This window comes from Streptomyces sp. NPDC045899, assembly GCF_056431485.1.
This window is the reverse complement of sequence record NZ_JBWKKP010000026.1, coordinates 97,684-124,561: the sequence shown is the minus strand read 5'-3', so window position 1 is coordinate 124,561 and position 26,878 is coordinate 97,684. Positions and strand designations below refer to the sequence as shown.

The 26,878-nt window shown below is 71.7% G+C and carries 23 protein-coding genes and 1 tRNA gene; 21 read left to right on the top strand and 3 right to left on the bottom strand.

Features of this window, described 5'->3' with window-relative positions; all coding sequences use genetic code 11:
• Nucleotides 1-230 precede the first annotated feature (230 nt).
• The 20 genes from AC07FT_RS30165 (at nucleotide 231) to AC07FT_RS30070 (ending at nucleotide 21,911) form a co-directional block, all read left to right on the top strand.
• The gene (locus AC07FT_RS30165; protein ID WP_479179126.1) at nucleotides 231-1,853 is read left to right on the top strand and encodes a DUF7059 domain-containing protein; all 1,623 of its coding nucleotides are present in this window, start codon (nucleotides 231-233) and stop codon (nucleotides 1,851-1,853) included.
• Between the two features lie 349 nt (nucleotides 1,854-2,202).
• On the top strand, nucleotides 2,203-2,400 hold the full coding sequence (locus AC07FT_RS30160) for a hypothetical protein (protein ID WP_254739900.1): 198 nt from the start codon (nucleotides 2,203-2,205) through the stop codon (nucleotides 2,398-2,400).
• A gap of 211 nt (nucleotides 2,401-2,611) precedes the next feature.
• A complete protein-coding gene (gene topA, locus AC07FT_RS30155; protein ID WP_479179125.1) occupies nucleotides 2,612-5,470 on the top strand; it encodes a type I DNA topoisomerase in 2,859 nt (952 codons plus the stop codon).
• A 90-nt stretch (nucleotides 5,471-5,560) separates the two neighbouring features.
• Nucleotides 5,561-8,764, top strand: coding sequence for a dTMP kinase (tmk, locus tag AC07FT_RS30150; RefSeq protein WP_479179124.1), 3,204 nt, complete (start codon nucleotides 5,561-5,563; stop codon nucleotides 8,762-8,764).
• Between the two features lie 165 nt (nucleotides 8,765-8,929).
• Nucleotides 8,930-10,153 (top strand): DNA polymerase III subunit delta', encoded by a 1,224-nt coding sequence (locus AC07FT_RS30145; protein ID WP_479179122.1) that lies wholly within the window; start codon nucleotides 8,930-8,932, stop codon nucleotides 10,151-10,153.
• Between the two features lie 187 nt (nucleotides 10,154-10,340).
• Nucleotides 10,341-11,876, top strand: coding sequence for an alpha/beta hydrolase (locus tag AC07FT_RS30140; RefSeq protein ID WP_479179121.1), 1,536 nt, complete (start codon nucleotides 10,341-10,343; stop codon nucleotides 11,874-11,876).
• Nucleotides 11,877-11,983: 107 nt separating this feature from the next.
• A tRNA-Thr gene (locus AC07FT_RS30135) sits at nucleotides 11,984-12,057 on the top strand.
• A 221-nt stretch (nucleotides 12,058-12,278) separates the two neighbouring features.
• Nucleotides 12,279-13,052 carry a 3-oxoacyl-[acyl-carrier-protein] reductase gene (fabG, locus tag AC07FT_RS30130; protein ID WP_471191391.1) on the top strand — a complete coding sequence of 258 codons (774 nt, stop codon included), beginning with the start codon at nucleotides 12,279-12,281 and terminating at the stop codon, nucleotides 13,050-13,052.
• Nucleotides 13,053-13,108: 56 nt separating this feature from the next.
• Nucleotides 13,109-13,522, top strand: a complete 414-nt coding sequence (locus AC07FT_RS30125) for a 3-hydroxyacyl-ACP dehydratase FabZ family protein (protein ID WP_479179120.1) — start codon at nucleotides 13,109-13,111, stop codon at nucleotides 13,520-13,522.
• Entirely contained in the window at nucleotides 13,519-13,995 is a 477-nt protein-coding gene (locus AC07FT_RS30120; RefSeq protein ID WP_479179119.1) for a 3-hydroxyacyl-ACP dehydratase FabZ family protein, read from the top strand. The genes AC07FT_RS30125 and AC07FT_RS30120 overlap by 4 nt, the downstream gene beginning before the upstream one ends.
• A gap of 102 nt (nucleotides 13,996-14,097) precedes the next feature.
• Nucleotides 14,098-14,358 carry an acyl carrier protein gene (locus AC07FT_RS30115; protein ID WP_471191382.1) on the top strand — a complete coding sequence of 87 codons (261 nt, stop codon included), beginning with the start codon at nucleotides 14,098-14,100 and terminating at the stop codon, nucleotides 14,356-14,358.
• A 1-nt stretch (nucleotide 14,359) separates the two neighbouring features.
• Complete coding sequence (locus AC07FT_RS30110) at nucleotides 14,360-15,568, top strand: beta-ketoacyl-[acyl-carrier-protein] synthase family protein (protein ID WP_479179118.1); 1,209 nt, start codon at nucleotides 14,360-14,362, stop codon at nucleotides 15,566-15,568.
• A gap of 5 nt (nucleotides 15,569-15,573) precedes the next feature.
• The gene (locus AC07FT_RS30105; RefSeq protein ID WP_479179117.1) at nucleotides 15,574-16,686 is read left to right on the top strand and encodes a beta-ketoacyl synthase N-terminal-like domain-containing protein; all 1,113 of its coding nucleotides are present in this window, start codon (nucleotides 15,574-15,576) and stop codon (nucleotides 16,684-16,686) included.
• Entirely contained in the window at nucleotides 16,670-17,506 is an 837-nt protein-coding gene (locus AC07FT_RS30100; protein ID WP_479179115.1) for an alpha/beta fold hydrolase, read from the top strand. The genes AC07FT_RS30105 and AC07FT_RS30100 overlap by 17 nt, the downstream gene beginning before the upstream one ends.
• 73 nt (nucleotides 17,507-17,579) lie before the next feature.
• Nucleotides 17,580-18,218 carry a DsbA family protein gene (locus tag AC07FT_RS30095; RefSeq protein WP_479179113.1) on the top strand — a complete coding sequence of 213 codons (639 nt, stop codon included), beginning with the start codon at nucleotides 17,580-17,582 and terminating at the stop codon, nucleotides 18,216-18,218.
• Nucleotides 18,215-18,388 carry a hypothetical protein gene (locus AC07FT_RS30090; protein ID WP_479179112.1) on the top strand — a complete coding sequence of 58 codons (174 nt, stop codon included), beginning with the start codon at nucleotides 18,215-18,217 and terminating at the stop codon, nucleotides 18,386-18,388. Before AC07FT_RS30095 ends, AC07FT_RS30090 begins: the two co-directional genes overlap by 4 nt.
• Nucleotides 18,389-18,396: 8 nt before the next feature.
• The gene (locus tag AC07FT_RS30085) at nucleotides 18,397-19,821 is read left to right on the top strand and encodes an aldehyde dehydrogenase family protein (protein ID WP_479179110.1); all 1,425 of its coding nucleotides are present in this window, start codon (nucleotides 18,397-18,399) and stop codon (nucleotides 19,819-19,821) included.
• A gap of 28 nt (nucleotides 19,822-19,849) precedes the next feature.
• Nucleotides 19,850-20,500: a LuxR C-terminal-related transcriptional regulator gene (locus AC07FT_RS30080; protein WP_479179108.1), complete on the top strand. Its 651-nt coding sequence runs from the start codon at nucleotides 19,850-19,852 to the stop codon at nucleotides 20,498-20,500.
• A gap of 39 nt (nucleotides 20,501-20,539) precedes the next feature.
• Nucleotides 20,540-21,088 carry a DUF4188 domain-containing protein gene (locus AC07FT_RS30075; protein WP_479179107.1) on the top strand — a complete coding sequence of 183 codons (549 nt, stop codon included), beginning with the start codon at nucleotides 20,540-20,542 and terminating at the stop codon, nucleotides 21,086-21,088.
• Between the two features lie 19 nt (nucleotides 21,089-21,107).
• Nucleotides 21,108-21,911 (top strand): acyl-CoA thioesterase, encoded by an 804-nt coding sequence (locus tag AC07FT_RS30070; RefSeq protein ID WP_479179106.1) that lies wholly within the window; start codon nucleotides 21,108-21,110, stop codon nucleotides 21,909-21,911.
• Between the two features lie 50 nt (nucleotides 21,912-21,961).
• Here AC07FT_RS30070 and AC07FT_RS30065 read toward each other — a convergent pair whose 3' ends face one another.
• The gene (locus AC07FT_RS30065; RefSeq protein ID WP_479179104.1) at nucleotides 21,962-23,464 is read right to left on the bottom strand and encodes an MFS transporter; all 1,503 of its coding nucleotides are present in this window, start codon (nucleotides 23,462-23,464) and stop codon (nucleotides 21,962-21,964) included.
• Nucleotides 23,465-23,608: 144 nt separating this feature from the next.
• On the opposite strand from AC07FT_RS30065, the gene AC07FT_RS30060 reads away from it, so the two are divergent.
• On the top strand, nucleotides 23,609-24,040 hold the full coding sequence (locus tag AC07FT_RS30060; RefSeq protein WP_471191349.1) for a MarR family winged helix-turn-helix transcriptional regulator: 432 nt from the start codon (nucleotides 23,609-23,611) through the stop codon (nucleotides 24,038-24,040).
• Between the two features lie 72 nt (nucleotides 24,041-24,112).
• Here AC07FT_RS30060 and AC07FT_RS30055 read toward each other — a convergent pair whose 3' ends face one another.
• Nucleotides 24,113-25,633, bottom strand: coding sequence for a long-chain-fatty-acid--CoA ligase (locus tag AC07FT_RS30055; protein WP_479179102.1), 1,521 nt, complete (start codon nucleotides 25,631-25,633; stop codon nucleotides 24,113-24,115).
• On the bottom strand, nucleotides 25,630-26,862 hold the full coding sequence (gene hemA / locus AC07FT_RS30050) for a 5-aminolevulinate synthase (protein WP_479179101.1): 1,233 nt from the start codon (nucleotides 26,860-26,862) through the stop codon (nucleotides 25,630-25,632). The genes AC07FT_RS30055 and hemA overlap by 4 nt, the downstream gene beginning before the upstream one ends.
• Nucleotides 26,863-26,878 lie beyond the last annotated feature (16 nt).

Genomic DNA, 26,878 nt, shown 5'->3' with positions numbered 1-26,878 from the left:
AGAAAACCCCCTCCTTCCCCCCCCCCCCCCCCCCCCCCCCCCCCCCCCCCCCCCCCCCCCCCCTCCCCCCTCCTCCCCCTCTCCCCCCCCCCCCCCCCCCCCCCCCCCCCCCCCACGCCATCGCTGTCGGCCCGTCAGTGCTGTCGGCCCCAGCCGGTGACACCGGCCGTCGTGGCGCGCGTCGCCGTCGGTCGTCGCGGGCTGTCGGTGATTGCCCCGACAATGGGGGCGTGAGTACGCAGCAGCCTCCGTTCCGCCTCCCCACCGCCGACCCCGCGCGCACCGCGCGTCTCCGCGACGCGCTGTCGGCCGCCTCCTTCACCGCCGACGGTCTGCTGGATCTGCTCGGCGCGTCCGCCTACGCCGCCCTGGCCCGCAGCGAGACCGTCCCCGCGCTCCGCGCCACCCGCGGGGACTCCTCGCTGGAGACGCTGGTGCGCCTCTTCCTCCTCCAGCGCCCGGCGCCGTACCCGAGGGCGGCCGCCGCCCTGCCCGTCGAGGACTGCCTCGCCGACGGCTGGCTGATGCGGGACGGCGACGAGGTGCGCGCCACCGTCGACGTACGGCCGTACGGCGGACCGGAGGGCCAGGACTGGTGGATCGTCTCCGACCTCGGCTGTGCGGTCGGCGGCGCGGGCGGTATCGGCGGACCCGGCGGTGAGCGGAGCGCCGTGGACCGCTCCCAGCTCGTGCTCGGAGTCGGCGGCGCCTCCACCACACTGGCCGGGCTCACCCTGCGCACCCCGGTCGGCCGCGCCCTCGACCTCGGCACCGGCTCCGGGATCCAGGCGCTGCACGCGAGCGGTCACGCCACCCGGGTGACCGCCACCGACCCCAATCCGCGCGCCCTGGCCATCGCCCGGCTGACCCTCGCCCTCTCCGGCGCGCCGGAGCCCGATCTGCGGGAGGGCTCGCTCTTCGAGCCGGTGGACGGTGAGCGGTACGACCTGATCGTGTCCAATCCGCCGTTCGTGATCTCCCCGCGCTCCCCGGAGGACTCCCGGCTGGTCTACCGGGACGGCGGGATGGCCGGGGACGAGCTGTGCCGCACCCTGGTCCGGCAGTCCGCCGACCACCTCACCGACGGCGGCTGGTGCCAGCTGCTGGCCAACTGGCAGCACATCGAGGGCGAGGACTGGCGCGAGCGGCTGGCCTCCTGGGTGCCGGGCGGCTGTGACGCCTGGATCGTGCAGCGCGAGGTGCAGGACATCACCCAGTACACCGAGCTGTGGCTGCGCGACGCGGGTGAGCACCTGGCCGGGCCGGAGGCGTACGCGGCGCGGTACGACGCCTGGCTGGACGAGTTCGAGGCGCGCGGTACCAAGGGCGTCGGCTTCGGCTGGATCACCCTGCGCAAGTCCGGCGCCGACCGGCCGTCGGTGACCGTGGAGGAGTGGCCGCACCCGGTCGAGCAGCCGCTCGGCGATGCGGTCGCGGCCCACTTCGCCCGGCAGGACTTCCTGCGCGCGACCGACGACGCCGCGCTGCTGGCCGGTCGCTTCCGGCTGGCGGACGAGGTGGTCCAGGAGCAGGTGGGACTGCCCGGGGCGGAGGACCCGGAGCACGTGGTGCTGCGGCAGAACCGCGGGATGCGGCGGGCCACGAAGGTCGACACGGTCGGCGCGGGTTTCGCCGGGGTCTGCGACGGCACGCTCAGTGCGGGCCGGATCCTGGACGCCATCGCCCAGCTGCTCGGGGAGGACCCGGTGGTGCTGCGTGACCGCACGCCGGAGTCCATCAGGCTCCTGGTCGAACAGGGCTTCCTGGAGCCGGTCGGGCCCGAGGGCACCGACGGCTCCGGTGGCTCCGCGGACGGCGCGGGCGGTGCGGGTGCCGGGGAGCCGACGGTCTGACCGGGGCGTACGGGCCGCGCCGGCCCCCGGGGGCGCGGCCGGGCGGGGCGTGCGCCGGTGGGCCCACCGCGCACCCCCGCGCGGGGTGGCAGGAACCTGCCGGGCAGGGCCGTACGGGACACCCGGACGGCCTCCGGTGTACGGCCTGTACGGGATGTACCGCGATGGGTGACCGCGGGGGCCCGTCCCCGGGGCGCCCGCGGACCGTCCCGCCGACCCGCCGGGCCCGGAGCGGGACACCTCGCGCGGATGCCCCGGCGGAGGCCGCTGAACATGGCCGAAAAGGCCGGTCGCGCGCTGTTCACCCGGGGTTCGCGCGGACGCCTTCCGCGCGTGCCACGATCCGCCCATGGAGAGCGGACCTGCGATCTTCGCCGGAACGGCATTCGTGTTGTTCGGCGCCGCGCTGCTGCTGTGGGTGGTGGCGCGAATGCGGCTGCGACAGCCGGTCGCGCACGGTGTGAGCCCTGTCGCTTCCACGGCGCTCTCCCTTCTCTTCGGCATCGCCGCGCTCGGCGGCGGGATCTGGTGCCTGGGTTACGCCTGACAGGGCCTTCCGCGATGGCTTGTGCCGGTCCGGGCGGCAGACAGGACGCTTGTCGGGTTACCGTTCGAGTGGCGTTGCGGGCTTTTTCCGTTTGACACGGGGGCGGGAGGTACCGTCACACTCCGCAGCGTCACCGAAGAGGTGACCGTGTACGCGTTACCCGCGCTGCAGTGCCCGTTCACCGAGGCGTCGACCGGAGAGAAGAGCGAAGTTGTCCCCGACCACCAGCGAGACCGCGCAGGGCGGACGCCGACTCGTCATCGTCGAGTCGCCCGCCAAGGCGAAGACGATCAAGGGCTATCTCGGCCCGGGATACGTGGTCGAGGCCAGCGTCGGGCACATCCGGGACCTGCCGAACGGCGCGGCCGAGGTCCCCGACAAGTACACCGGCGAGGTGCGTCGCCTCGGTGTGGACGTCGACCATGACTTCCAGCCGGTCTATGTCGTCAACGCGGACAAGAAGAGCCAGGTCAAGAAGCTCAAGGAGCTGCTCGCCGAATCCGACGAGCTCTTCCTCGCCACCGATGAGGACCGCGAGGGCGAGGCCATCGCGTGGCACCTCCAGGAGGTCCTCAAGCCCAAGGTCCCGGTCCGCCGGATGGTCTTCCACGAGATCACCAAGGACGCGATCCGCGAGGCCGTGGCCAATCCGCGCGAGCTGAACCAGCGCCTGGTCGACGCCCAGGAGACCCGCCGGATCCTCGACCGCCTCTACGGCTACGAGGTCTCGCCGGTCCTGTGGAAGAAGGTCATGCGCGGTCTGTCCGCGGGCCGTGTGCAGTCCGTGGCCACCCGCCTCGTCGTCGAGCGCGAGCGTGAGCGCATCGCCTTCCGCTCCGCCGAGTACTGGGACCTGACCGGCACCTTCGCCACCGGCCGCACCGGTGACGCCACCGATCCGGGCACCTTCGGCGCCCGGCTGAGCACCGTCGACGGCCGCCGGGTCGCCCAGGGCCGCGACTTCACCTCGATCGGGCAGCTCAAGGACGGCTCGAACGTCCTGCACCTGGACGAGGAGAACGCCCGCTCCCTGGCCGCGGCCTTGGCCGACACCGCCTTCACGGTGCGGTCCGTCGAGTCCAAGCCGTACCGCCGCTCGCCGTACGCCCCGTTCCGCACCACCACCCTCCAGCAGGAGGCCAGCCGGAAGCTGGGCTTCGGTGCGAAGGCCACCATGCAGGTGGCGCAGAAGCTGTACGAGAACGGCTTCATCACCTATATGCGTACCGACTCCACCACCCTGTCGGACACGGCGGTGGCGGCGGCGCGGGCGCAGGTCACCCAGCTCTACGGGGCGGACTACCTGCCGGACAAGCCCCGCTCCTACGCGGGCAAGGTCAAGAACGCCCAGGAGGCGCACGAGGCCATCCGTCCCTCGGGAGACCGCTTCCGCACTCCGGCGGAGACCGGTCTGAGCGGCGACCAGTTCCGGCTCTACGAGCTGATCTGGAAGCGGACCGTCGCCTCCCAGATGAAGGACGCGGTCGGCCAGTCCGTCACCGTCAAGATCGGCGGACGGGCGAGCGACGGCCGGGACGCGGAATTCTCCGCCTCCGGCAAGACGATCACCTTCCACGGCTTCATGAAGGCCTACGTGGAGGGCGCGGACGACCCGAACGCCGAGCTCGACGACCGCGAGCGGCGGCTGCCGCAGGTCGCCGAGGGCGACCGGCTCGCCGCCGAGGAGATCACCGCCGACGGCCACGCCACCAAGCCCCCGGCCCGCTACACCGAGGCGTCGCTGGTCAAGGAGCTCGAGGAGCGCGAGATCGGCCGCCCCTCGACCTACGCGTCGATCATCGGCACGATCCTCGACCGCGGCTACGTCTTCAAGAAGGGCACCGCGCTGGTGCCGTCCTTCCTGAGCTTCGCCGTGGTCAACCTGCTGGAGAAGCACTTCGGCCGGCTGGTCGACTACGACTTCACCGCCAAGATGGAGGACGACCTCGACCGCATCGCCCGCGGTGAGGCCCAGGCCGTGCCGTGGCTCAAGCGCTTCTATTTCGGCGAGACCACCGACGGCCGCGCCGGTGCCGCCGCCGAAGCCGGGAACGGCGACGGCGACCACCTCGGCGGGCTCAAGGAACTGGTCACCGACCTGGGCGCGATCGACGCCCGGGAGGTCTCCTCGTTCCCGGTCGGCGAGGGCATCGTGCTGCGCGTCGGCCGCTACGGCCCCTACGTGGAGCGGCCCTCCGAGACCGAGGGCCAGACCGGCCACCGCGCGGACGTCCCCGACGATCTGCCGCCGGACGAGCTGACCGTGACGTTCGCCGAGGAACTGCTCGCCAAGCCGAGCGGTGACTTCGAGCTGGGTCCCGACCCGGAGACCGGCCGCATGATCGTCGCCAAGGACGGCCGCTACGGCCCGTACGTCACCGAGGTGCTGCCCGAGGACACCCCGAAGACCGGCAAGAACGCGGTCAAGCCGCGTACCGCGTCGCTCTTCAAGTCGATGGCCCTGGACACCGTCACCCTGGCGGACGCGCTCAAGCTGATGTCGCTGCCGCGCGTCGTCGGCAGCGACCCCGAGGGCACCGAGATCACCGCGCAGAACGGCCGCTACGGCCCGTACCTGAAGAAGGGCACGGACTCGCGGTCGCTCGAGACCGAGGACCAGATCTTCAACATCACCCTCGACGAGGCGCTGGCGATCTACGCCCAGCCCAAGCAGCGCGGCCGGGCCGCCGCCAAGCCGCCGCTGAAGGAGCTGGGCACCGACCCGGTCAGCGAGAAGCCGGTGGTGGTGAAGGACGGCCGGTTCGGCCCGTACGTCACCGACGGCGAGACCAACGCGACGCTGCGCCGCGACGACGACGTCGAGACCATCACACCCGAGCGCGGCTTCGAGCTGCTCGCGGAGAAGCGCGCCAAGGGTCCGGCGAAGAAGACCGCCAAGAAGACGACGGCGAAGAAGACGGCCGCGAAGAAGACCACGGCGGCCAAGAAGACGACGGCGAAGAAGACCGCCGCCAAGAAGACGGCCGCGAAGAAGACCACGACCACGGCCAAGAAGACCGCCGCGAAGAAGACCGCGGCGGCCAAGAACTCGGCGGCCAACGCCGAATAATCCCGGCTCATTTCGCCGCAAGCCACGCGCCCCCGCCCGTTTGTTCGGCCGGGGGCACGTGGATTTACGTGATCCGGATAGGCTGGCGGGATGACGCGAGAGCAGCCAACGGACGTGACCCCCACATCCGCCGCACTGGCCGCGGACTCCCGCGAGCGTGCCGTACGGGCCCTGCTGCGCTATCCGCCGCTGCGGCGGCTGTGGAGCGCCCAACTCGTCGGCGGCGCCGGAGACGCGCTCGCCGTGCTGGTGCTCGTCCTGCTGTCGCTGCAGGCGTCCGTCTCGGCGGGCTCCTTCGGCGGTGGCTATCGCGGCGCGGCCCTGGCCGTCGCCGCGATCCTGGGCGTGCGGATGCTGGCGACCGTGCTCTTCGGCGCGGTCCTGCTCGGCCCCGTCTCCTCGCTGCTCGCGCCCGCCGGCCCGCTGGACCGCCGCTGGACCATGATCGGCGCGGACGGGGTGCGGCTGATCCTGCTGCTCATCGCCCCGCTGTGGATCGAGTGGAGGCCCGACGACGCCATCGCCTGGCTGCTCGTCACCGGCTTCGTCGTGGGCGTCGCCGAACGCTTCTGGACCGTCGCCAAGGACGACGCGGCCCCCGCGCTGCTCCCGGCGCCGCCCGCCGAGGGCGCGGCCGTGCGCCCGCTGCCCGACCACCTCGACGCGCTGCGCAGGCTCTCCCTGCGCACCACCTTCCTGACGCTGCCGCTGGCCGCCGCCGGACTGCTCGTCGTCACGCTCTTCGGACGGCTGCTGGGCACCGGCGTGGAGTGGTTCCACGACCACCAGGCCGCGCTGGGCTCGTACGTCGGCGCCGGACTCTTCGCCGCGTCCATCTCGATCCTCTACTTCGTCGAGCTGCCCACCGCGCAGACGCCGCGCACCCGCTCGCCCCTGGAGGGGCTGCGCCGTCCGCGCGGCGCGTCCGGCAGCGGCGCCGACAAGGGCCGCACCGGCGCCGTGCCGCTGCTGGTGCTGTCCTGCGCCGCAGTGGCGGCCGCGATCGCCGCGGCCGTCGGCGTCGCCGCGCTCCAGGCGGTCGACCTCGGCGGCGGCCCGGTCGGCTACTCGCTGCTCGTCCTGGTCCTCAGCGGTGGTCCCGCGCTCGGCATCCGCTGGGCTCCGCACGTCCTCCCGGGGCTCTCCCGGCGCCGGCTGCTGGCGCTGTCGATCGCGCTGACCGGACTGGCGCTGCTCGCCGCGGGCCTGGTGCACGACGCCACCACGGTCCTGATGATCACGCTGATCGCCGGACTGGCGGCCGGGGTCGCCGCGTACACCGGCCACACCCTCCTGGACCAGGAGTCCGAGGAAGCCCGCCGCCCCCGGATGACCGAGCACCTGCACGCGGTGGTCCGCGTCTTCGTCGGACTCGGCGCGGTCATCGCCCCGCTGCTCGCCGCCGCCATCGGGCCGCACCGGCTCGGCGAGGGCGAGTGGGTCTTCGCTCACGGCGGCGCGGCGTTCACCCTGATGCTCGTCGGCGCGCTGCTGCTGCCCGTCGCCGCGCTCGTCCTGGGCCGCACCGACGACCGGCAGGGCGTTCCGCTGCGGCGCGACCTGCGGGACGCGCTGCGCGGCAGGAGCCAGGCCGAGGCCCCGGCCGCCACCGGCTTCTTCATCGCCGTCGAGGGCGGTGACGGAGCGGGGAAGTCCACGCAGGTGGAGGCGCTGGCCGAGTGGGTCAGGGCGAAGGGCCACGAGGTGGTGGTCACCCGTGAGCCGGGCGCGACCGCCATCGGCAAGCGGCTCCGCTCGATCCTGCTCGACGTCTCGTCCGCCGGGATCTCCCACCGCGCGGAGGCGCTGCTGTACGCGGCGGACCGCGCCGAACACGTCGACTCCGTGGTCCGTCCGGCCCTGGAGCGCGGCGCGGTCGTCATCTCCGACCGCTACATCGACTCGTCCGTCGCCTACCAGGGCGCGGGCCGCGACCTCTCCGCGACCGAGATCGCCCGGATCTCGCGGTGGGCGACCGACGGTCTGGTGCCGCATCTGACGGTGCTGCTGGACGTCTCCCCGGAGGCGGCGCGCGAGCGCTTCACCGAGGCCCCGGACCGGCTGGAGTCCGAGCCCGCCGAGTTCCACCAGCGCGTGCGGTCCGGCTTCCTGGCCCTGGCCGCCGCCGACCCCGCCCGCTACCTCGTGGTGGACGCCGGGCAGCTGCCCGAGGCGGTCACCTCCGTGGTGCGCCACCGGCTGGACCAGATGCTGCCGCTGTCCGAGGCGGAGGTGAAGGCCCAGGAGGAGGCGCGCAAGGCCGCCGAGGAGGAGGCCCGCCGCAAGGCCGAGGAAGAGGCCGCCCGCAAGGCGGAGGAGGAGCGGCTGGAGCGCGAGCGCCAGGAGGCGCTGGCCAAGGCGCGCGCCGAGGAGGAGGAGCGCAAGCGCCGCGAGCTGGAGGAGGCGCGGCAGCGCGAGGCCGAACGGCAGGCGGAGGCGGCCCGCAAGCGTGCCGAGGACGCGCGCCGGCGGGCCGAGGAGGACCGCAAGCGCATCGAGGCCGAGGACCGTGCCAGGGCCGCCGAGGAGGAGCGCCGCCGCGCCCAGGCCGAGGCGGAGGCCCAGCAGCGGGCCGAGACGGAGGCCCGCCGCCGCGAGGAGCAGCGCAAGGCGGAGGAGGCGCTGCTCCGGGCGGAGCAGGCCCGGATGGCGGCGGACGCCGCCGCCCCGGCCGACGCGCCGACCGTGGAGACCCAGGCTCCGGCCGCGCCGCCGGTCCCGCCCGCGCCCCCGGCCCGCCCGGAGCGCGACGGCGGCGATGACGCGCCGGGCGCCGCGGAGTCGGCGGCCGGGCCGGACTCGACCGAGACCGTCCAGACGCCGCGCGTGGACCCGCGGACCTCGGTCACCGGCCACGGTGCCCCGGCCCGGGACGCGGACGAGACGGCGGTGCTGCCGCCGGTCCGCCCCCAGCAGGGCCCGGACGCCGACGAGACGACCGTCCTGCCGAAGGCGTCCGGTGCACCGGAGCCGTCGGGCGCGGCCGATGAGACGGCCGTGCTGCCGCCCGTACGGGACGAGCGGTCCGCCGATCCGGCGGACCGGGTCCCGCCGTGGATGTTCCGCGACGAGGACGGGCAGACCCACGGGAACGAGCGCACCCGCGAGATGCCGCAGTACGGACAGGGCCACGGCGAGGGCAACGCCCCGTCGGAGGACCAGGACGCCTCCTCGGCTTCGCGCCGCAAGCGCCGCCGCCCGGAGTGGGCGGAGGAGACCCCGCTGGACGATCTGCCGACGCTGGCCGACGAACTGCTCGGCCCGCACGACGAGGACGGCAGGCGCCGCCGCTGACGGCGGCCGGACCGCCGGACGGCGGGGCGGGAAGCCCTGCCGGGAGGCCCGTGGCGCGGCTCCGGCCGCCCCGCGGGCCTCTCGCGTTCCGGCCCGGCCGTGGATCCGGGTGTCCGAGGGGTGGCCCACAATGGGATGCGTTGAGCACGAGGGGCGGAGGCAGCCATGGCGGTGTGGGACGACCTGGTCGGGCAGGACCGGGTGGCGGCCCAGCTCTCGGCTGCCGCGCTGGACGCGGACGCTCTGGTCACCACGGCGGCGGGGGGCGGTGACGCGGCCGCCGGGCCGGGCGGGGCGTCGAGGATGACCCACGCCTGGCTGTTCACCGGCCCGCCCGGCTCCGGCCGGGCCACCGCCGCGCGCGCCTTCGCCGCCGCGCTCCAGTGCGTCGGTCCCGACCGGGCGCTGGGCGGCGTGCCGGGCTGCGGATTCTGCGACGGCTGCCACACCGCCCTGGTCGGCACCCATGCCGATGTCGAGGTGGTGCGCACGGATCAGCTCACCATCGGCGTCAAGGAGACCCGTGAACTGGTCCGGCGGGCCCAGCTGTCGCCCGCGGGCGGCCGGTGGCAGGTGATCGTCCTGGAGGACGCCGACCGGCTCACCGAGGGCGCGGGCAATGTGCTGCTCAAGGCGATCGAGGAGCCCGCGCCGCGCACCGTGTGGCTGCTGTGCGCGCCCTCGCTGGAGGACGTGCTGCCCACGATCCGCTCCCGCTGCCGTCTGCTGACCCTCCGTACGCCCCCGGTGGACGCCGTCGCCGACGTCCTCGTCCGCCGTGACGGCATCGACCCCGAGCGGGCCGCCTCCGCCGCCCGCGCGACCCAGGGTCATATCGACCGTGCCCACCGCCTGGCCACCGACGAGCGGGCCCGCACCCGCCGCGCCGCGGTCCTGCGGCTGCCGCTGCGCGTGGACGACGTGGGCGCCTGCCTCAAGGCGGCGCAGGAGCTGATCGACGCGGCGGCCGAGGACGCCAAGCAGGTCGCCGAGGAGGTCGACACCAAGGAGACCGAGGAGCTGCGCGCCGCCCTGGGCGCCGCCGCCGGTACGGGCGGGCGGCTGCCGCGCGGTACGGCCGGGGCCATGAAGGAGCTCCAGGACCGCCAGAAGCGCCGGGCCACCCGTACCCAGCGCGACAGCCTCGATCAGGCGCTGACCGATCTCATCGGTTTCTACCGGGACGTGCTGGCGCTCCAGCTGGGCTCCCAGGTCGCGCTGGCCAACACCGATGTGCGGGACGCGCTGGAGCGGGTCGCGTCGGGCTCGAAGCCGGAGCGGACGCTGCGCCGCATCGAGGCGGTCACCGCGTGCCGTCAGGCCCTGGACCGCAATGTGGCGCCGCTGCTGGCGGTCGAGGCGATGACCATGGCGCTGCGCGCGGGCTGAGCCGCGCCCGGACGCCGTGTGGACGTCCGCGGTCGTGTCACTCGTACGGGTTCGACGCCGCGAGCATGGAGCGTAGTCAAATGGATACGCTCCGTGAGGGGCTTCCCGGTCCGGCCCGGGCGCGACGCGCTCGGTGACGGCCGCCCGTGATCCCCGTGTCCGCGACCGCGAACCGAGGGACCAGCCGATGGACATCAGCCGCCGCACGCTCCGCACACTCGGTACCGCGTTCGCGGCCGCCGCCCTGCTGTTCTCCGGCTGTTCCTCCGGTCCGTCGTCGAGCGCCGCCGCCCAGCCGACGCCCAGCGTCCCGGCCGCCCTCAAGCCGTATTACGAACAGGGCCTGCGATGGCGCACCTGCGGCGGTGCGGGCTTCGAATGCGCCACGCTCAGAGCCCCGCTGGACTACGCCCGGCCCGGCCAGGGCCGCGATCTGAAGCTGGCGGTCTCCCGCAAGAAGGCCACCGGCTCCGCGGAGCGGCTGGGCTCGCTGCTGGTCAACCCGGGCGGTCCCGGCGGCTCCGCCATCGGCTATCTCCAGAGCTACGCCGCGATCGGCTATCCGCAGCGCGTACGCGACCGGTACGACATGGTGGCGATGGATCCGCGCGGCGTCGCCGGCAGCGAGCCCGTCCGCTGTCTGAGCGACCGGCAGATGGACACCTACACCCAGACCGACCAGACGCCCGACGCGCCCGCCGAGACGAGCCGACTGGTCGCCGCCTACAAGAAGTTCGCCCGTGGCTGCGCCGACCGCTCCGGCAAGGTCCTCGCCCATGTCTCCACGGTCGAGGCGGCCCGCGACATGGACCTGCTGCGCGCGGCCCTCGGCGACCGGCGCCTGACCTACGTGGGCGCCTCCTACGGCACGTTCCTCGGCGCCACCTACGCGGATCTCTTCCCCTCTCGCGTCGGCCGCCTCGTCCTCGACGGTGCCCTCGACCCCTCGCTCCCCTCCCGGCGGATGAACCTCGACCAGACCGCCGGGTTCGAGACCGCCTTCACCGCCTTCGCCGAGGACTGCGTCCGGCGTGAGCGCTGCCCCCTCGGCACCCGCTCGGTCGCGGACGCCCGGGACCGCCTCGGCGCCTTCTTCACCCGCCTGGACTCCCACCCCGTGTCCACCGGCGGCTCCCGCCGCCTGGGCGAGTCCCTGGCCACCACCGGCGTGATGGCCGCGATGTACGACGAGAGCTCCTGGCCCCAGCTGCGCACCGCCCTCCGCGCCGCGATGCGCGGTGAGGGCGGCGGTCTGCTGAACCTCGCCGACCTCTACTACGAGCGCGACACCGACGGCTCCTACGCCAACCTCATGTACGCCAACCCCGCCGTCAACTGCCTTGATCTGCCCGCCGCGTTCCGCACCCCGGCGGAGGTCGAGAAGTCCCTCGACGCCTTCGAGAAGACGTCCCCCGCCTTCGGCCGGGCCCTGGCCTGGTCCGCCCTGAACTGCGCCTACTGGCCCGTTCCCGCGACCGGCCGCCCCCAGGTCCTCGACGCCAAGGGGGCGGCCCCCATCCTGGTCGTCGGCACCACCCGTGACCCGGCCACTCCCTACGCCTGGGCCCGCTCACTGGCCCGCCAGCTCTCCTCCGCCACCCTGCTCACCTACGAGGGCGACGGCCACACCGCCTACGGCCGCGGCAGCCGCTGCATCGACGACGCGATCAACACCTACCTCGTCTCCGGCCGCCCTCCCGCCGCCCAGAAGCGCTGCCGCTGACCAGCCCGAACGCCCCTTGCGGGGCCGCCACCCGGCCCCGTACGGAGCACCCCTCGAAACTGTGTAGACTTGGGCGCGCTGCTGATGCCAGTCTGGCCACGCAGCATGCCGCCTTAGCTCAGTCGGCCAGAGCGACGCACTCGTAATGCGTAGGTCAAGGGTTCGATTCCCTTAGGCGGCTCATCCGGGCCCAGGTCACCTCATCGGTGACCTGGGCTCTTCGTGTTTTCCGGTGCGGTCGGGGGCCGGTTTCCCGGGGCCGTTCGGGCGGGGTGGACCAACGGGGTTGCCGATGAGGCCGGTTGACGGGCCATTCTGAGGGCCGGCCAGGGCGCGGGCCAGGAGGTTGCAGCATCCTGCCAATAATTGTGAATTCCGATCGAGCCGCGCCTAGCGTTCCCTGTGTATCGCCATCACGGGGGAGCGAATAAGACAGTGAGCGATCGAGGATGTGTCGTCGTCACCGGCGGCTCTCGGGGAATCGGAAGGGCCGTCGCGGTTCAGCTGGCGGCAGAGGGATTCGATATAGCGTTCTGCTACCGGAACGGCGGGGACGCCGCGGTGCGGACGGAAAAGGAAATCCGTGACGCGGGGGCGCAGTGCTATCACGCGCCCTGCGATGTGACTGACCTCGAGTCGGTCAAGGGATTCATCAAGGATGCCGAGGAGAAGCTCGGCGACATCGCCGCCCTGGTGAACTCCGCCGGTATCGTCAAGGACAACCCGATGGTGCTGATGCCCGCCGCCGACTGGCATGCGGTCATCGACACCAACCTGTCCGGGACCTACAACTTCTGCCACAGCGTGGTGTTCGGGTTCATGAAGCGCAAGCGGGGCGCCATCGTGAACATCTCGTCCGTGGCGGGCGTGTTCGGGAACGCGACGCAGACCAACTACTCGGCCGCGAAGTCGGGGATCCACGGTATGAGCCGGGCGCTGTCCAAGGAAGTCGCCGGCTATGGCATCCGGGTCAATGTCGTGGCGCCCGGGTTCATCGAGACGGATATGACCGCCGGACTCAACGAGAAGGCCAGGGACGCCGCGCTGGGCATGATCCCCATGAAGCGGTTCGGCGAGCCCGGGGACGTCGCCGGGCTGGTGTCGTTCCTCGTCTCGGACCGGGCGTCCTACATCACCGGCCAGGTCATCCAGGTCGACGGCGGGATCGTGTACTGAGCGTCCGCTCCAGACACCACCTCCGCTGTTCACGGTCCACATTCCTGGGGGTATCCATGTCGGGGCTGCGCCTGCGCGCCGCGCCCATCGACGCCGTCGACGAGACCACGCTGACCAGCGGGACGGACGTGACGGCGACCAAGACCATCCATGCCGGGGACCCCTATCTCGAAGGGCACTACCCGGACTTCACCATCTATCCCGGCGTGTTCATCATGGAGTCGGTCGGCCAGACGGTCGACCACTATGTGGCACTCACCTTCGGTGCCGGCCGGATGGCCGAGCTGACCACGGTCACCTCCGTACGGTTCACCGCGCCGCTCCTGCCGGGGGACACCCTGCGCGTCTCCTGCGCCATCGCGGTCGACGGTGACGTGCTGCGGGTGAAGGCGAGCTGCAAGAACGCCGCGGATATCGGCGCGGCGACCATGAAGCTGGAATACAACGTCATGGACAGGGTCGCGGAATGATCGACCATGCCGCGATTCGGAATATTCTTCCGCATCGCCATCCGATGCTGCTCGTCGACCGGGCGATCGAGTTCAGTCCGTTTGAGCGGGTGGTGACCACGAAAACCATCTCCGGCAGTGAGCCATGCTATTCCCGTATGGCTGACGGTCTCGCCAGGAGTGCTTTTTCCTACCCCAAGTCGCTGCTTATCGAATCCTTCGGGCAGAGTGGTGCCGTCCTGTGGTTGGAAAGCATAAAAACCCGTGGCGAGAAACTCTCCGGCACGCTAATCTTTGCGGCGGCTCGAAATGTTGTGTTCCATCGGCCGGTCCATCCAGGTGACACCGTTCGGCATGTGGTGAGGATCGATCAGCTGCTCGCCGGTAATGCATTTCTGTCGGGTGAGAGCTTCGTCGGCGACGAGCGTGTCATGACCGTCGGCCAGGCCATCGCGGTCGTGCGTCCGACCGAAGGACTCGGGGACGGGGCATAAGCCCCACCGGCTTCAGCAATTCCATCCGGCGGCCGGTGCCGCCGTTCACCTCACCCTGCCCTGTATCAGGCAATGAACCTCCGTCAAGAAAGTGGTACCGCCATGACGACTTCGATCGACCAGGAAATTCTTGAAGAACTCCGCGAGATGATCGCCGAGGTTCTCGAGGAGGAGCCCGAGAACATCACCGAGACCAGCCGGTTCATCGAGGACCACGACGCCGACTCGCTGCGGGCGATCGAGATCCTCGCCCGTATCGAGAAGAAGTACAAGGTCTCGCTGCCCCAGGAGCGGCTCGCCGACATGGTGAACCTGCGCGCCGTGTACGACACCCTCGTGGAGTTCCAGGACGGGAACAGCTGACATGCCCCGTCGCGTAGTCATCACCGGCCTCGGGCCGCTGTCGACGATCGGAGTCGGCCCGGACGCCTTCTCCGCCGGTCTGCGGGCCGGGGCGAGCAAGAGCGGCCCCATCCGCAGCTTCGACGCCTCCGGGTTCCCGCACAACATCGCGAGTGAACTCGGCGACGTCCAGCCGTCGGACTTCGTCAAGAACGTCGACCCCGATGAATGGGGTCCGGCGAGTCTGGCCGCGGCGGCCGTGGCCAGGCTCGCGGTCGAGGACGCCGGCCTCGACCGCGCGGAGCTCCGGCGCGGCCGGGCCGGGTCGATCTTCGGCACGACCGGCGCCGAGACCCGGCTCCACGAGGACGCCTACGAGAAGTGGCTGAACGAGGGCCCGGAGGCCTCGTTCGGGGACCTCACCAAGAAGATCCCCGCCTACAGGCTGGCGGTGGCGGCCAACCGTGAGGTGGGCATCACCGGCGAAGCGGTGACCCTCGCCACCGCCTGCTCGGCGAGCAACTACGCGATCGGCTACGCCTTCGACGCGATCGCGGCCGGTGACTCGGACTTCATGATCGCCGGTGGTTCGGAGGCCATGTGCGCCTTCGCCGTCGCCGGGTTCTACCGGCTGGGCGCGCTCGCCAAGGACGTGTGCACCCCCTTCGACGCCGACCGCAAGGGCATCCACATCGGAGAGGGCAGCTCCGCGCTGCTGCTGGAGTCGCTGGACTCGGCGCTGGCGCGCGGCGCCGACATCTACGCGGAGGTCCTGGGTTACGGGCTCAACTGCGACGCCCACCACATGGTCTCGCCGCAGGCCGGCTCGATCGCCGAGTGCATCCGCAGGGCACACACCAACGCGGGGGTGAAGAGCGGGGACATCGACTACATCTGCGCGCACGGCACGGGCACTCCGTCCAATGACGCGGCGGAGGTCGGCGCACTGCGCGAGGTCTTCGGCACCGACATCCCGCCGGTGAGCTCGATCAAGTCGATGCTCGGCCACTCCATGGGCGCGGCCAGCGGATTCGGCGCGATCGCCTCGTGCCTGGCGATCCGGGACGGCTTCATCCCGCCGACCATCAGCCTGAACCGGCTCGACCCGGGCTTCGAAGGCATCGACGTGGTGCCGAACGTCGCACGGGACGCCGATGTGCGGATCGTGCAGAACAACGGATTCGCATTCGGTGGCAACAACGCCATCACCGTCTTCGGGAGATTCGAATGAGCGTCATGGCGATTACCGGCTGGGGTGTGCTGTCCGCCATCGGCTCGGGGGCGGATGACTTCACCACCGGCTGGGGCGCACGCACCCGCGGCAGCACCGATGTCACCGGCATGTTCGAGCAGCGGCTCCCGTCCGGAACCGCCTGCGCGATCACGGACTTCGATGTGAAGGCGTACCTGGGCAAGAAGGGGACGAGCTTCTTCGACCGTTCGACGGCGCTGTCCGTCGTCGCCTGCAAGCTGGCCCTCGAGGACGCCGGCCTGGTGCGCGGTGAGGAGGCCGACGGCGGTATCGGACTCGTCCTGGGGCTCAGCAGCGGCGGACCCCAGGCGATGTCGGACTTCATCCACGAGATGTTCACCAGCGACAAGCCGTACCTGGTGAACCCGCTGCTGTTCCCGTACGCGGTGATGAACGGGGCGGCCAGCGCCACGGCGATCTGGCACAAGCTCAAGGGTGTCAACGCCACGGTGTCCGGCGGCCAGATGGCCTTCCTGACCGCGCTGCGGTACGCCCGGAACAAGGTCCGCAACGGCTATGTGCACGCCGCGGTGGCCGGTGCGGTGGAGGAGTTCTCGCCCACCCGTGCCTGGGCGTCGCACCAGGCACGCGGCGATCAGGGCGAGCGGGTCGAACTCGGTGAGGGCGGCGCGTACTTCGTGATCGAGGACGCGTCGGCCGCGCGGGCGGCGGGACGTGGTGTCGACGCGGAGATCCTGGCGGTCGACTGCGGCCTCTACGGCGAACCCGGCGGCGAGGACGACCCGGCCACCGGTCTCGCGGAGTGCATCACCCGCGCCCTGGAGACCGCCGGTGTCCGACCGGACGAGATCTGGGCGGTGGCCCCGTCCCTCGCGGGCTCGCCGACGCGGGACGGTATCGAGCGGGCGGCCGTGTCGGCGGCGCTGGGCACCGACACCCCGCATCTCCTCCCGGTCAAGGAACTGGTCGGGGAGACCTACTCCGCCGCGGGTGGTCTGCAGTTGGCCGCGCTCCTCGCGGAGCACCGCAACGATCCCGGCCGCGATGGCGCGGTCTCCCTGGTGACGTCGCTGACCTCCGAAGGGATGGCCGGAGTGGCCGTGGTCCGAGGGTGGAGTCGTGCGCGGGGGGACTAGCGCCTGGGAAACGGTCGGGCGGACCGCCGTGGGCGGTGTGCCGCTGGGCGCATACGCTCCGGCCGGGCCGCCCGGCCGGCGTCCGGCGATGGCCATGCTGCACGGTCTCGAAGACGGGTGGCGGAGCTGGCAGCCGCTGGCGGCACGGTTCGGCGACCGGTTCCGCACCTACGCGATCGACCTGCCGTGGCACGCGGGCGGCAGCTACGCGTGGCGGGCCAGGGCGACCGCCGCCCAGTGGGTGGACCATGCGCTGGCGCTGGTCCCCGACGAGGTGTCGGTGCTGGTGGCCCATTCGATGAGCGCGAACTCCGTACTGCACTGGCTGGTTTCGGACACCGTGCGGAAGGTCGACGCCATCGTCCTGCTGTCGCCGTTCTACCACGTGCGGTCCGCTCCGGTGGACTGGGCCATGTTCGATCAGTCCCTCGAACAGTTCCGGACGGTGATGAAGGACGGACTGCGGATGCGCCTCGGGGACCGGGCGGACCGTCTCGGCCCGGACCTCGTGGGCCTGATGGACCAGAAGATGCTCGAACGCGTCGGTCCCCAGGGCTTTCTCGCCCTGTTCGACACCTTCATCTCCTCATCGGGGATGGACCTGTCCTCGAACAGTGTCCCGACCCTCGTCGTGGGGGGCTCCGGTGACGCCGGTATCAACGGCCCGCGCGCCGAGGAGCTCGCCCGTGACCTGGGGTCGGCGGACGTCCGGATCGAGGACGGGCTGACCCACTTCTGCCACGCCGAGCAGCCGGACCGGGTGGCGGAACTCATCTCCGGCCATCTGCTCCGCGTACCCGCCGTGTCCCCGGCCGCGTAGCCGTCCGCCGCCGCGCGGGCCCCACCGCGCAGGCCGACGGACGTCACCCCGCCATCACCGAAAGGAGTGTCCTGTGAGTCCGCGCCACCTCCCGAAGTTCTACTTCTCCCTCCACAGCCCCTACAGCTGGATGGCGACCCGGCTCCTCAGCGAGCGCTGCCCGGAGGCGCTCACCTCCATGCAGTGGATCCCGTACTTCTACCCCGACGAGCTGACCTGGAAGGCGATGGCGGACCGGGGGACCGAGCTCCACTACACGGATATGAGCAAGGCGAAGCACCTCTACATCCTCCAGGACGTCAAACGCCTCTCCGAGCGGTTCGGCTACGGCGTGACCTGGCCGATCGACCATGAGCCCTGGTGGGTGCTGCCGCACCACGCCTGGATGGCGGCGAAGCGGACCGGCGACCAGAACACCCTCTACTGGGCACTGGTGGAGGCCCGCTGGGGCCGTGGCGAGAACATCTGCGACCGGGAGACCGTGCGCAAGGTCGCCGATGCCGCCGGGCTCGACGGCGAGGCACTGATCGCCGCACCGGAGGACCCCGAGCTGCGCGCGGAAGGTCTCGACGGGCTCGACGCGGCCTATATGGACGATGTGTTCGGCGCGCCCTACTTCAAGATCGGACCGCAGCGCTACTGGGGTCTGGACCGGCTCGACGACTTCATCGCGGGGTTCGAGCAGTGGCGGCGGAAGGTCGAGGCGGCATGACGGGGGCCACGCACACCCATCCGCGGCAGGACACGGAGAGTCTGTCGGGCCTGCGCCGTCCGGTGCCGGTCGTCCCGGACATCGACGCCGATCCGATGGACGGCATCCCGGCCGAACTCATCGCGCTCGTGGGCTGCTTCGACACGGACACCGCGGGGGGCTGCGGCTAGTGGACGCGTTGCCCGCACAGCGCCACCGGATCGGCGACGCGTGGATCTCCGGTGGTCCGGAGTGGCTGGACGTCATCAACCCCGCGACGGAGGAGGGGCTGACCGCGGTGCCCGCGGGCACCGCGCAGGACGCGGACCGGGCGGTCGCCGCGGCCCGGCGGGCCTTCGGCCCCTGGTCCGGCGTTCCGCTGCGGACCCGGGTCGAGGCGGTGCGGGCGATCGCGAAGGGGCTGTCGGCCCGTGGTGAGGAGATCGCCGCGACGATCACCGCGGAGGCCGGGGTGCCGGCGGTGTTCGCGCGGCAGGTCCAGGCCGCCCTGCCCGTGGCCACGTCGTCGGCGGCGGCCGCCGTCGCCGAGGAGTTCGCGTGGACCGAGCGGATCGGACGGTCCACCGTGCTGCGCGAACCGGTCGGTGTGGTCGCCGCGATCACACCGTGGAACTTCCCGCTACACCAGTCCGTCGCCAAGGTGGTGCCGGCACTGCTGGCCGGGAACACCGTGGTGCTGAAGCCGAGCGAGATCGCACCCTCGACGGCCACGATCCTCGCCGAGGTGGTGGACGACGCGGGCGTACCCGACGGTGTCCTCAACGTCGTGCACGGTACGGGTCCGGTCGTCGGAGAGGCGCTCGTATCGCACGAGGACGTCGACATGGTGTCCTTCACCGGCTCCACGGCGGCGGGCAGACGCGTCGCGGCCCTCGCCGCGGCGACGGTGAAGCGGGTCTCCCTGGAACTCGGCGGCAAGTCCGCGAACCTGGTGCTCCAGGACGCCGATCTCGACGCCGCCGTACGGGCCGGGGTGGCCAACTGCTTCATGAACAGCGGCCAGATGTGCTGGGCCTGGACCCGCATGCTGGTTCCGGCGGCGCTCCACGACCGGGCGGTCGAGGCGGCCGCCGCGGAGGCGGCCTCCTTCACCGTGGGCGATCCCACCGCCGCGGGGACGCGGATCGGTCCGCTGGCCTCCGCGGCCGGCCGGGACCGGGTGCGCGCCTACATCCGGCGCGGGATCGACGACGGGGCGCGGCTCGCCGCCGGTGGCCCGGCTCCGCCGGCCGGACTGGAACGCGGCTACTACGTCCGGCCCACCGTCTTCGGAGGGGTGCGCCCGGACGCCGTGATCGCCCAGGAGGAGATCTTCGGACCGGTGCTGTCGGTCATTCCGTACGCGTCCGAGGACGAGGCCGTGGACATCGCGAACTCCACGCGGTACGGCCTGGGAGGCGCGGTGTTCTCCGGCGATCCGGAACACGCGGTGGCGGTCGCGGCACGGCTGCGGACCGGACAGGTGGACATCAACGGGGCCGCCTTCAACCACCTGGCCCCCTTCGGGGGCTACCGCCAGTCGGGGAACGGCCGGGAACTCGGCCGCTTCGGACTGGAGGAGTTCTGCGAGACCAAGTCCGTCCAACACCCGGAAAGCGCCTGACGGGGGCCGCGGGGAGGTGAGGTGCACGATGCCGACGCACACACTCGGCAACCTCGAGATCATCCTGATGATCCGTGACGATATGCGACGCTACGGTGTCGAGGGGATGTGCCGCTCCCTCGCCACTCCGCTCACCACGCGGTCCTGCGCGGACGTGGCGGAGCTCGCGCGGTTCTCCGACGGCCAGTTGATCATCTCGTCCGGTGACGCCGCGGATCCCCTCTCCGAGGAGACCGCGGCCGTCCTGCGCACCCACCGGATCGCCGTACTGGTCCTCGTCGACTCCGACGTCACGGTCGCGCAGTCCTGGGCCGACCACGCGGGCGGCTTCCTGGACTGGGCGGATCTGCGGCCGGAGACGCTGCGCGAGGCGATCGGGGACGTGGCGGCCGGGCGCTTCCACGTGTCGGAGACGCTGGCGCGGCGATCGGTGACGGCGCCCGACCACACCGAGGCCGACACGGCGGCCAGGCCCGCGCCCGTCTCCCTGACGGCACGGGAACTCCAGGTGCTGCGGCTGATCGCGGGCGGGCTCAGCAACCGGCAGGTGGCCCGTTCGCTGAACATCTCCGAACACGGCGTCAAGCGGCTGGTCGGCATCCTGCTGGCCAAGCTGAACTGCCCCAACCGCACCCTGGCGGTGGTCCGCGCCATCGAGGCCGGGCTCCTCACGCTGTGAACCGCCGCCCGCAGTACCCCGAGAAGGAGGAGCCGTTCCATGTCTGAGGTCTACCGCGGTCGCCATACGGCGGACATCGAGGGCGACTTCGTCGTCTTCCTGATCGGTATGCATGTGAACCGGCCCTGGAAGGTGCACAAGTGGTGGCCGGTCTTCCGGTCCATGTTCGGCATGGTCAAGGAGCTGCGTGCCCATCCGGAGAAGGGCGCGCTGTGCAGCTACTTCGCGCTGATCGCGGGAATGGGGCCGTCGGTCGTCCAGTACTGGCGCAGCTTCGAGCAGCTCGAGGCGTTCGCCCGGAACACCGAGGACCCGCACCTGCCGTCCTGGCGCCGGTACAACAAGGCCATCGGCTCCTCCGGCGATGTGGGCATCTGGCATGAGACCTACGTGGTGAAGGCCGGGCACTACGAAACCCTCTACGGGAACATGCCGCGTATCGGCCTCGCCCGGGCCGGTGCCCTGAAGCCGGTGCACACCAAGGGACATTCCGCCGCGCGCAGGCTCGGCCGCACCACCGAAGACCACCTGCCCGCCGGAATACGTCCGGGGGCCGAATCACCGCGGACCGGTCCGACGGAAGGGTAGAGAGATGAACGCTCCCACTGTGAGCGAAACGAGTGTGCCGCCGATCGCGAAATCGTGGTGGACCTGGTCGGGCGCGCTGGGCGGGCTGGTGACCGCGGTGCAGCTGCGGCACGCCGGGGAGCAACTGCCCGCGGAGCTGGCGCCCCGGTCGCTCCACGGCTCGTTCCTGGCACCGGTGAAGGACCTCCCGCTGGTGGTGCGGACGGAGGTGGTGCGCCGGTCACGGGCCAGCGCGGTGCTCCGCTCCACGGTGCTGCAGAACGACCGGCCGGTGGCGCTGGCGACATCGCTGTTCGGCACCTCCGGGGACAAGCCGACCCTCCAGGCGCCGACGGCGCCGGTCGTACCGTCGCCCGAGGACTGCCCCGACGCGCGGTTCCCGGCCTCGATGTTCCCGTACACCGCGCACTTCGAGACCAGGATGGCGGGCAAGGAGAGGCCCTTCGGCGGTGGGACGGACCCGGAGATGACCGCCTGGCTCCGGCTGCGGGACGCCGATCTGTCGACGGCGGAGGCGGCGCTGGTCCTGCTGGACGCGATGCCACCGGCGATCTACGCGGCGACGTCCGAGCTGGTGGCGGTGCCGACGGCCGAGTACTCGGTGCACTTCACCGACGGTCTGTCGGCGGCCGACCTCCACGACTGGGCGCTGGTGCGGGTCAACACCGAACAGGCCAGTGACAGCTGGGCGGTCGAGTCCAGCGGTCTGTGGAGCCAGGACGGCACCCTGCTCGCCGTCGGCCGGCAGACCCGGCAGATCCTGCGTCCGGCGGGACCCGGCGGTGCCATGAAGGTTCCCGCCACCTGGTGGACGGGGGACTGACCCGGTCGCGGGCCTCCATGACACCGCCGGTCACCATCGGACCGGCGGGTTCACCGGTCCGACATCACGGGGTCCTGCGCGAGCTCCTCCGGCTCCGCGGGGGTGCGCGCCGGGCGCAGGGCGACCACCAGCAGGACCGCTCCGGTGAGTGCGATCGCCATGGTGCAGAAGGCGCTGAGGTGCATGGCGCTGATGAAGGCGTCGTCGGCGGCGCGCGCCAGGGCGGGGCGGTGGATCTCGGAGGCGACGTGCCGGGCCTGTTCCGCGGAGATCCGCGCCCGGTCCCGCACCCCTGCGGAGTAGCCGCCCAGTGAGCCGTCCACCGCGCGCTGGTAGGCGATCGACATGATGGTGCCGCCCACCGCGATGCCGAGCAGACTGCCGGTCTGCCGGACGGTGTTGGTCACGGCCGAGCCGGCACCGGCCCGCTCCAGCGGCAGGGTGTTCATCAGCGCCCCGGTCACCGGGCCGATCACCATGCCGATCGAGACGCCCTGCACCAGGTACATGATCTCGTTGAAGACGAGCGGGGTGTGCAGTCCGAAGAACATCAGGGAGCCCATGGCCAGGGCCGCCGTGGTGAGCGCCGTCGAGCTGACGGCGCGCAGCGACCAGCGACGGGCCAGCCGCACGCCCAGCGGCGCTCCCACGATCGAGCCGAACGCCGCGGGGGAGAAGGCGAGTCCGGCCTCCAGCGGGGAGAAGCCGCGGGCGCCCTGGAGGTAGAAGGCACCGTAGAAGCTGGCGGCGGTCATGGCGAAGAGCAGCAGCCCGAGTGCCGCGTTGCCCCCGCCGAACATGCGCTGGGCGAGCAGCCGGGGATCGAAGCTGGGCTGCCGGCGCCGCAGTTCGACGCGGACGAAGGCGGACAGCAGGACCAGCCCGGCGATGACCGGAGCCCACACCTCGGCGGGGGTCCACGAGGCCACCTGTCCGGCGCGGATCAGCCCGTAGGCCAGGGCGGCCAGTCCGCTGATCGACAGCAGCAGTCCGGGCACGTCCAGCGGACGCGGGGTGGGGCTGCGGAAGTTGGGGATCAGTACGAACGTCCCGATCAGCGCGAGGACCACGATGGGGATGTTGATGAGGAAGACCGAACCCCACCAGAAGTGGTCGAGGAGCACCCCTGAGAGCAGCGGGCCCGCGGCGATCCCGATACCGGAGGACGCGGAGGAGATGGCGACGGCGGTCGCCCGCGCGGGGCCGGTGAAGGTCCACATGAGGACGGCCATGCTGGAGGGCAGGATCAGCGCGCTGCCCACGCCCATCACGGCACGGGCGGCGATGAGTTGGCCGGCGTCACCCGCGTAGGCGGCCCACAGCGAGGAGCCGGCGAAGACCACCAGTCCGGTGGTGAGCATGGTCCGGTGGCCGAAGCGGTCCCCCAGCGCGCCGACGGCGAACATGAGGGTGGCGAAGACCAGGGTGTAAGAACCGGTGGACCACTGCAGCTGGGCGGGGCTGGCGCCGAGGCCGTCGTCCGGGTCGGTGAGGGTCTCGAAGACGGTCGTGAGGATGGTGTTGTCGATCCAGATGAGCAGGGAGGACAACATGAGTACGGCGAGGATCAACTGCCGCCGGGGCTTCGGCAACGTGGGAGGCGTCGTCATGGAGACCTTCGTCATAATCGACAAGAACCTGACGATCTGAGTGTGCACAATAGTCAAGAACCTGTCAATCAAGGATGAGGTGGAGCGGTGGATTCGCACCGGGAGGCGGTCGGGTCACTGACCTTCATGGTCCGTAAGGCGTGGCTGAACATGCGGTCGACCATCGGGGCGGAGCTCAAGGAGTTCGGGCTGTCGACCTCGCAGTACGCCACGCTGATGATGGCCCAGGCGCAGCCCGGGAAGACCGTCGCCGACGTGGCCCGGGAGGTGGCGAGTTCACGGCAGGCCGCCAATGAGATGCTCGCCGGTCTGGAGCAGGAGGGACTGATCGAACGCTGCCCGAACCCGGCGGACCGGCGCAGTCACCAGATCTTCGTGACGGAGGCCGGGCGCGCGCTGCTGGCGGAGGCCCGTGGCGCCGTCGACCGCCGTGAGGCGGAGCTGGAGGCCGCCTTCACCCCGGAACAGCGGGACACGATCCGCGACTGGCTCGAAACGATCTGCGGCGCCTCGCGCTGAGCCGGGCCGGGGCGCGCATCGTCGGGGGCGGGGCCGGGACGGCCGGGGGCGCCCCGGCTCGTCCCGGCCGTTTCAGGCGTAGCGGCTCGCCAGCTCCCGCTTGAGGACCTTCCCGCTGGAACCCAGCGGGAAGGTCTCGGCGAACTCGACCCGGCGTGGGTACTTGTACCCCGCCATCCGCGCCTTGCCCCAGGCCACGATGTCGCTCGCCAGGGCGTCACCGGCCGGGTGACCGGCGCGCACCACGACCACGGCGCACACCTCCTGGCCCAGCTTCTCGTCCGGCACCCCGACCACCGCGACCTGCTCCACCGCCGGATGGCCGCGCAGTACGTCCTCCACCTCGCGGGGGTAGACGTTGAAACCGCCCCGGACGACCAGGTCCTTCTTGCGGTCGACGATCGACAGATATCCGTCGGCGTCCAGCACTCCCAGATCGCCGGTCCGGAACCAGCCGTCGACCAGCACCTCCCCGGTCTCCCGCGGACGGTCGAGGTAGCCGGCCATCACGTTGTGCCCGCGCACCACGATCTCCCCGACCTCGCCCCGCGCCAGCAGGTCGATCCGGCCCTCCGTCCCGGCGTCCGCGACCGCCACCCGCACACCCTCGATGGGCAGGCCCACCGTGCCGGGCCTGCACGGGACACCGGGCTGGTTGTATGCCACGACGGGGGAGGTCTCCGTCAGTCCGTAGCCCTCGTAGACCTCACAGCCGAACATCGCCCGGACCCGTTCCAGCACCGGTACCGGGAGGGCCGAACCGCCGCTGTAGACACGGGAGAGCCGTGGGGGGCGAGCACCGGCCGCGACCGCTTCGAGCATCGCGTGGTACATGGTCGGGACCCCCATGAACACCGTGCAGCCGTGCTCGCGCATCAGCCGCAGGCACTCCTCGGCCTCGAACCGCTCCATGAGGACCAGCGTCGCCCCGGCGTAGAGGCACACCGCCATCCCGCAGATCTGGCCGAAGGTGTGCGACAGCGGGAGCGCGCCGAGGAGGACATCGTCCTCACCGAAGGCGAACGGGGACAGGGCCGTGGCCTCGATGTTCGACACCAGGTTGCGATGGGTGAGCATCGCGCCCTTCGGCCGGCCCGTGGTGCCGGAGGTGTAGAGGATCACGGCGAGATCCTCCGGTGCGCGCTCCGCACAGCTCTCGAGCGCTCCGGCCGCCCGGTCCGGGTGGAGGGCGCCGGGACCGGTGGCGCCCACGGTCAGCACGCCGACTCCGGCCGCTTCGGCGCACCGTGCCGTCTCCTCGGACAGCTCCCCGGCCCGCACCAGGGCACGCGCCCCCGAGTCCCGCAGCACATACGCGATCTCCGCGGGCTTCAGCGCGGTGTTGACCGGGACTACGACGGCGCCGAGCGCGAGGACGGCGAAGTACACGGCCGCGAACTCGGGTGTGCTCGGCAGCAGCAGGGCCACCCGGTCGCCGGGGCCGATGCCCCGCCGCCGCAGGGCCGCCGCGTATCCGCCGACCCGGTCCCACAGCTGTGCGTAGGTGAGCCGCGCCGGCCCCTGGACCAGGGCCGGGTGCGACGGCCGCCGTACCGCCGACTCGGCGAGTACGGCGGCCACCGAGCCGATCACGCGCGCCGGTTCCGGTCGCTCGCCGAGGTGATGTCCAGCTCTTCCCAGACGTCACGGAGGGCGCGGGCGAACGTCTCGACGTCCTCCACGGTGTGCACCGCGGACGGGGCGATCCGCAGGATCTCCTCCCCGGCGGGCACGCTGGGCGCGTCGATGGCCTGGACGTAGATCCCGTGCCGCTCGAAAAGCATCTTGGAAGCCAGCTTGCACTTCTTGTCGTCCGCGACGAAGGCCGAGACGATGTGCGAGTCGGTGGAGATGAACGGGATGTCCGCCTCGTCGAGCAGACGGTGCAGCAGCCGCGCGTTCTCCGCGAGCGCGGTGCGCTCGAGTTCGGAGGTCCGCAGGTAGCGGACCGACTCCAGCGCGCCGGCGGCGACCGCGGGCGGCAGCGAGGTCGTGAAGATGAACGAGCGCGACAGCGTACGGACCGCGTCGACCAGCGCGGCCGGACCCGCGATGTACCCGCCGACCGTGCCGTACCCCTTGGCCAGGGTGCCCATGATGACGGTGAACTTGTCCGCTATGCCCTCCCGCGCGGCGATGCCCGCGCCCTGGGGCCCGTACATGCCCACCGCGTGGACCTCGTCGAGGAAGGTGGTGGCGCCGTACCGCTCCGCGAGTTCGGCGATCTCGGCCAGGGGCGCGATATCGCCCGACATCGAGTAGACCGACTCCGCCACGATCAGCTTCGGGCGGTCGGCGGGGGCCGCGGCCAGCAGCTCTTCCAGGTGCGCGACATCGTTGTGCCGGAAGATGTGCTTCTGCGCACCGCTGTGCCGCAGACCGTCGATGATGGACGCGTGGTTCTTCGCGTCGGAGAACACGATGGTGTCCTCCGGCGTCCCGGCGAGGACCGTGAGGGAACCGTCGTTGGCCGTGTAGCCCGAGGTGAAGAGGAGCCCGGCCTCCTTGCCGTGGAGGTCGGCCAGTTCCTGCTCCAGCTGGACGTGGTGGTGGTTGGTGCCACCGATGTTGCGGGAACCACCGGACCCCACACCGTGGTTGTCGATGGCGTTCTTCATCGCCTCGACCACCTGGCGGTTCTGTCCCATGCCGAGGTAGTCGTTGCTGCACCAGACGCTGATCTGTGAATCCACTTCGCCCTGACGCGCGGTGGCGCTGGGGAAGTTGCCGGAGTGGCGTCCGATTTCCAGGAACTCGCGCCTGCGCTCACCGAGATCCACAGCGGTGGTCTCGCTGGAATACCAGTTCAGATGCAGGTTCATTGCGGTCGTCTCTCCC

What these genes read in the sequence shown, in the direction of transcription:
- AC07FT_RS30160 (WP_254739900.1), top strand. Translation starts at nt 2,203, where the DNA reads ATGGAGAGCGGACCTGCGATCTTCGCCGGAACGGCATTCGTGTTGTTC.
- tmk (WP_479179124.1), top strand. Translation starts at nt 5,561, where the DNA reads ATGACGCGAGAGCAGCCAACGGACGTGACCCCCACATCCGCCGCACTG.
- AC07FT_RS30145 (WP_479179122.1), top strand. Translation starts at nt 8,930, where the DNA reads ATGGCGGTGTGGGACGACCTGGTCGGGCAGGACCGGGTGGCGGCCCAG.
- AC07FT_RS30140 (WP_479179121.1), top strand. Translation starts at nt 10,341, where the DNA reads ATGGACATCAGCCGCCGCACGCTCCGCACACTCGGTACCGCGTTCGCG.
- AC07FT_RS30125 (WP_479179120.1), top strand. Translation starts at nt 13,109, where the DNA reads ATGTCGGGGCTGCGCCTGCGCGCCGCGCCCATCGACGCCGTCGACGAG.
- AC07FT_RS30120 (WP_479179119.1), top strand. Translation starts at nt 13,519, where the DNA reads ATGATCGACCATGCCGCGATTCGGAATATTCTTCCGCATCGCCATCCG.
- AC07FT_RS30115 (WP_471191382.1), top strand. Translation starts at nt 14,098, where the DNA reads ATGACGACTTCGATCGACCAGGAAATTCTTGAAGAACTCCGCGAGATG.
- AC07FT_RS30110 (WP_479179118.1), top strand. Translation starts at nt 14,360, where the DNA reads ATGCCCCGTCGCGTAGTCATCACCGGCCTCGGGCCGCTGTCGACGATC.
- AC07FT_RS30105 (WP_479179117.1), top strand. Translation starts at nt 15,574, where the DNA reads ATGGCGATTACCGGCTGGGGTGTGCTGTCCGCCATCGGCTCGGGGGCG.
- AC07FT_RS30090 (WP_479179112.1), top strand. Translation starts at nt 18,215, where the DNA reads ATGACGGGGGCCACGCACACCCATCCGCGGCAGGACACGGAGAGTCTG.
- AC07FT_RS30080 (WP_479179108.1), top strand. Translation starts at nt 19,850, where the DNA reads ATGCCGACGCACACACTCGGCAACCTCGAGATCATCCTGATGATCCGT.
- AC07FT_RS30075 (WP_479179107.1), top strand. Translation starts at nt 20,540, where the DNA reads ATGTCTGAGGTCTACCGCGGTCGCCATACGGCGGACATCGAGGGCGAC.
- AC07FT_RS30065 (WP_479179104.1), bottom strand. Translation starts at nt 23,464, where the DNA reads ATGTTGTCCTCCCTGCTCATCTGGATCGACAACACCATCCTCACGACC.
- hemA (WP_479179101.1), bottom strand. Translation starts at nt 26,862, where the DNA reads ATGAACCTGCATCTGAACTGGTATTCCAGCGAGACCACCGCTGTGGAT.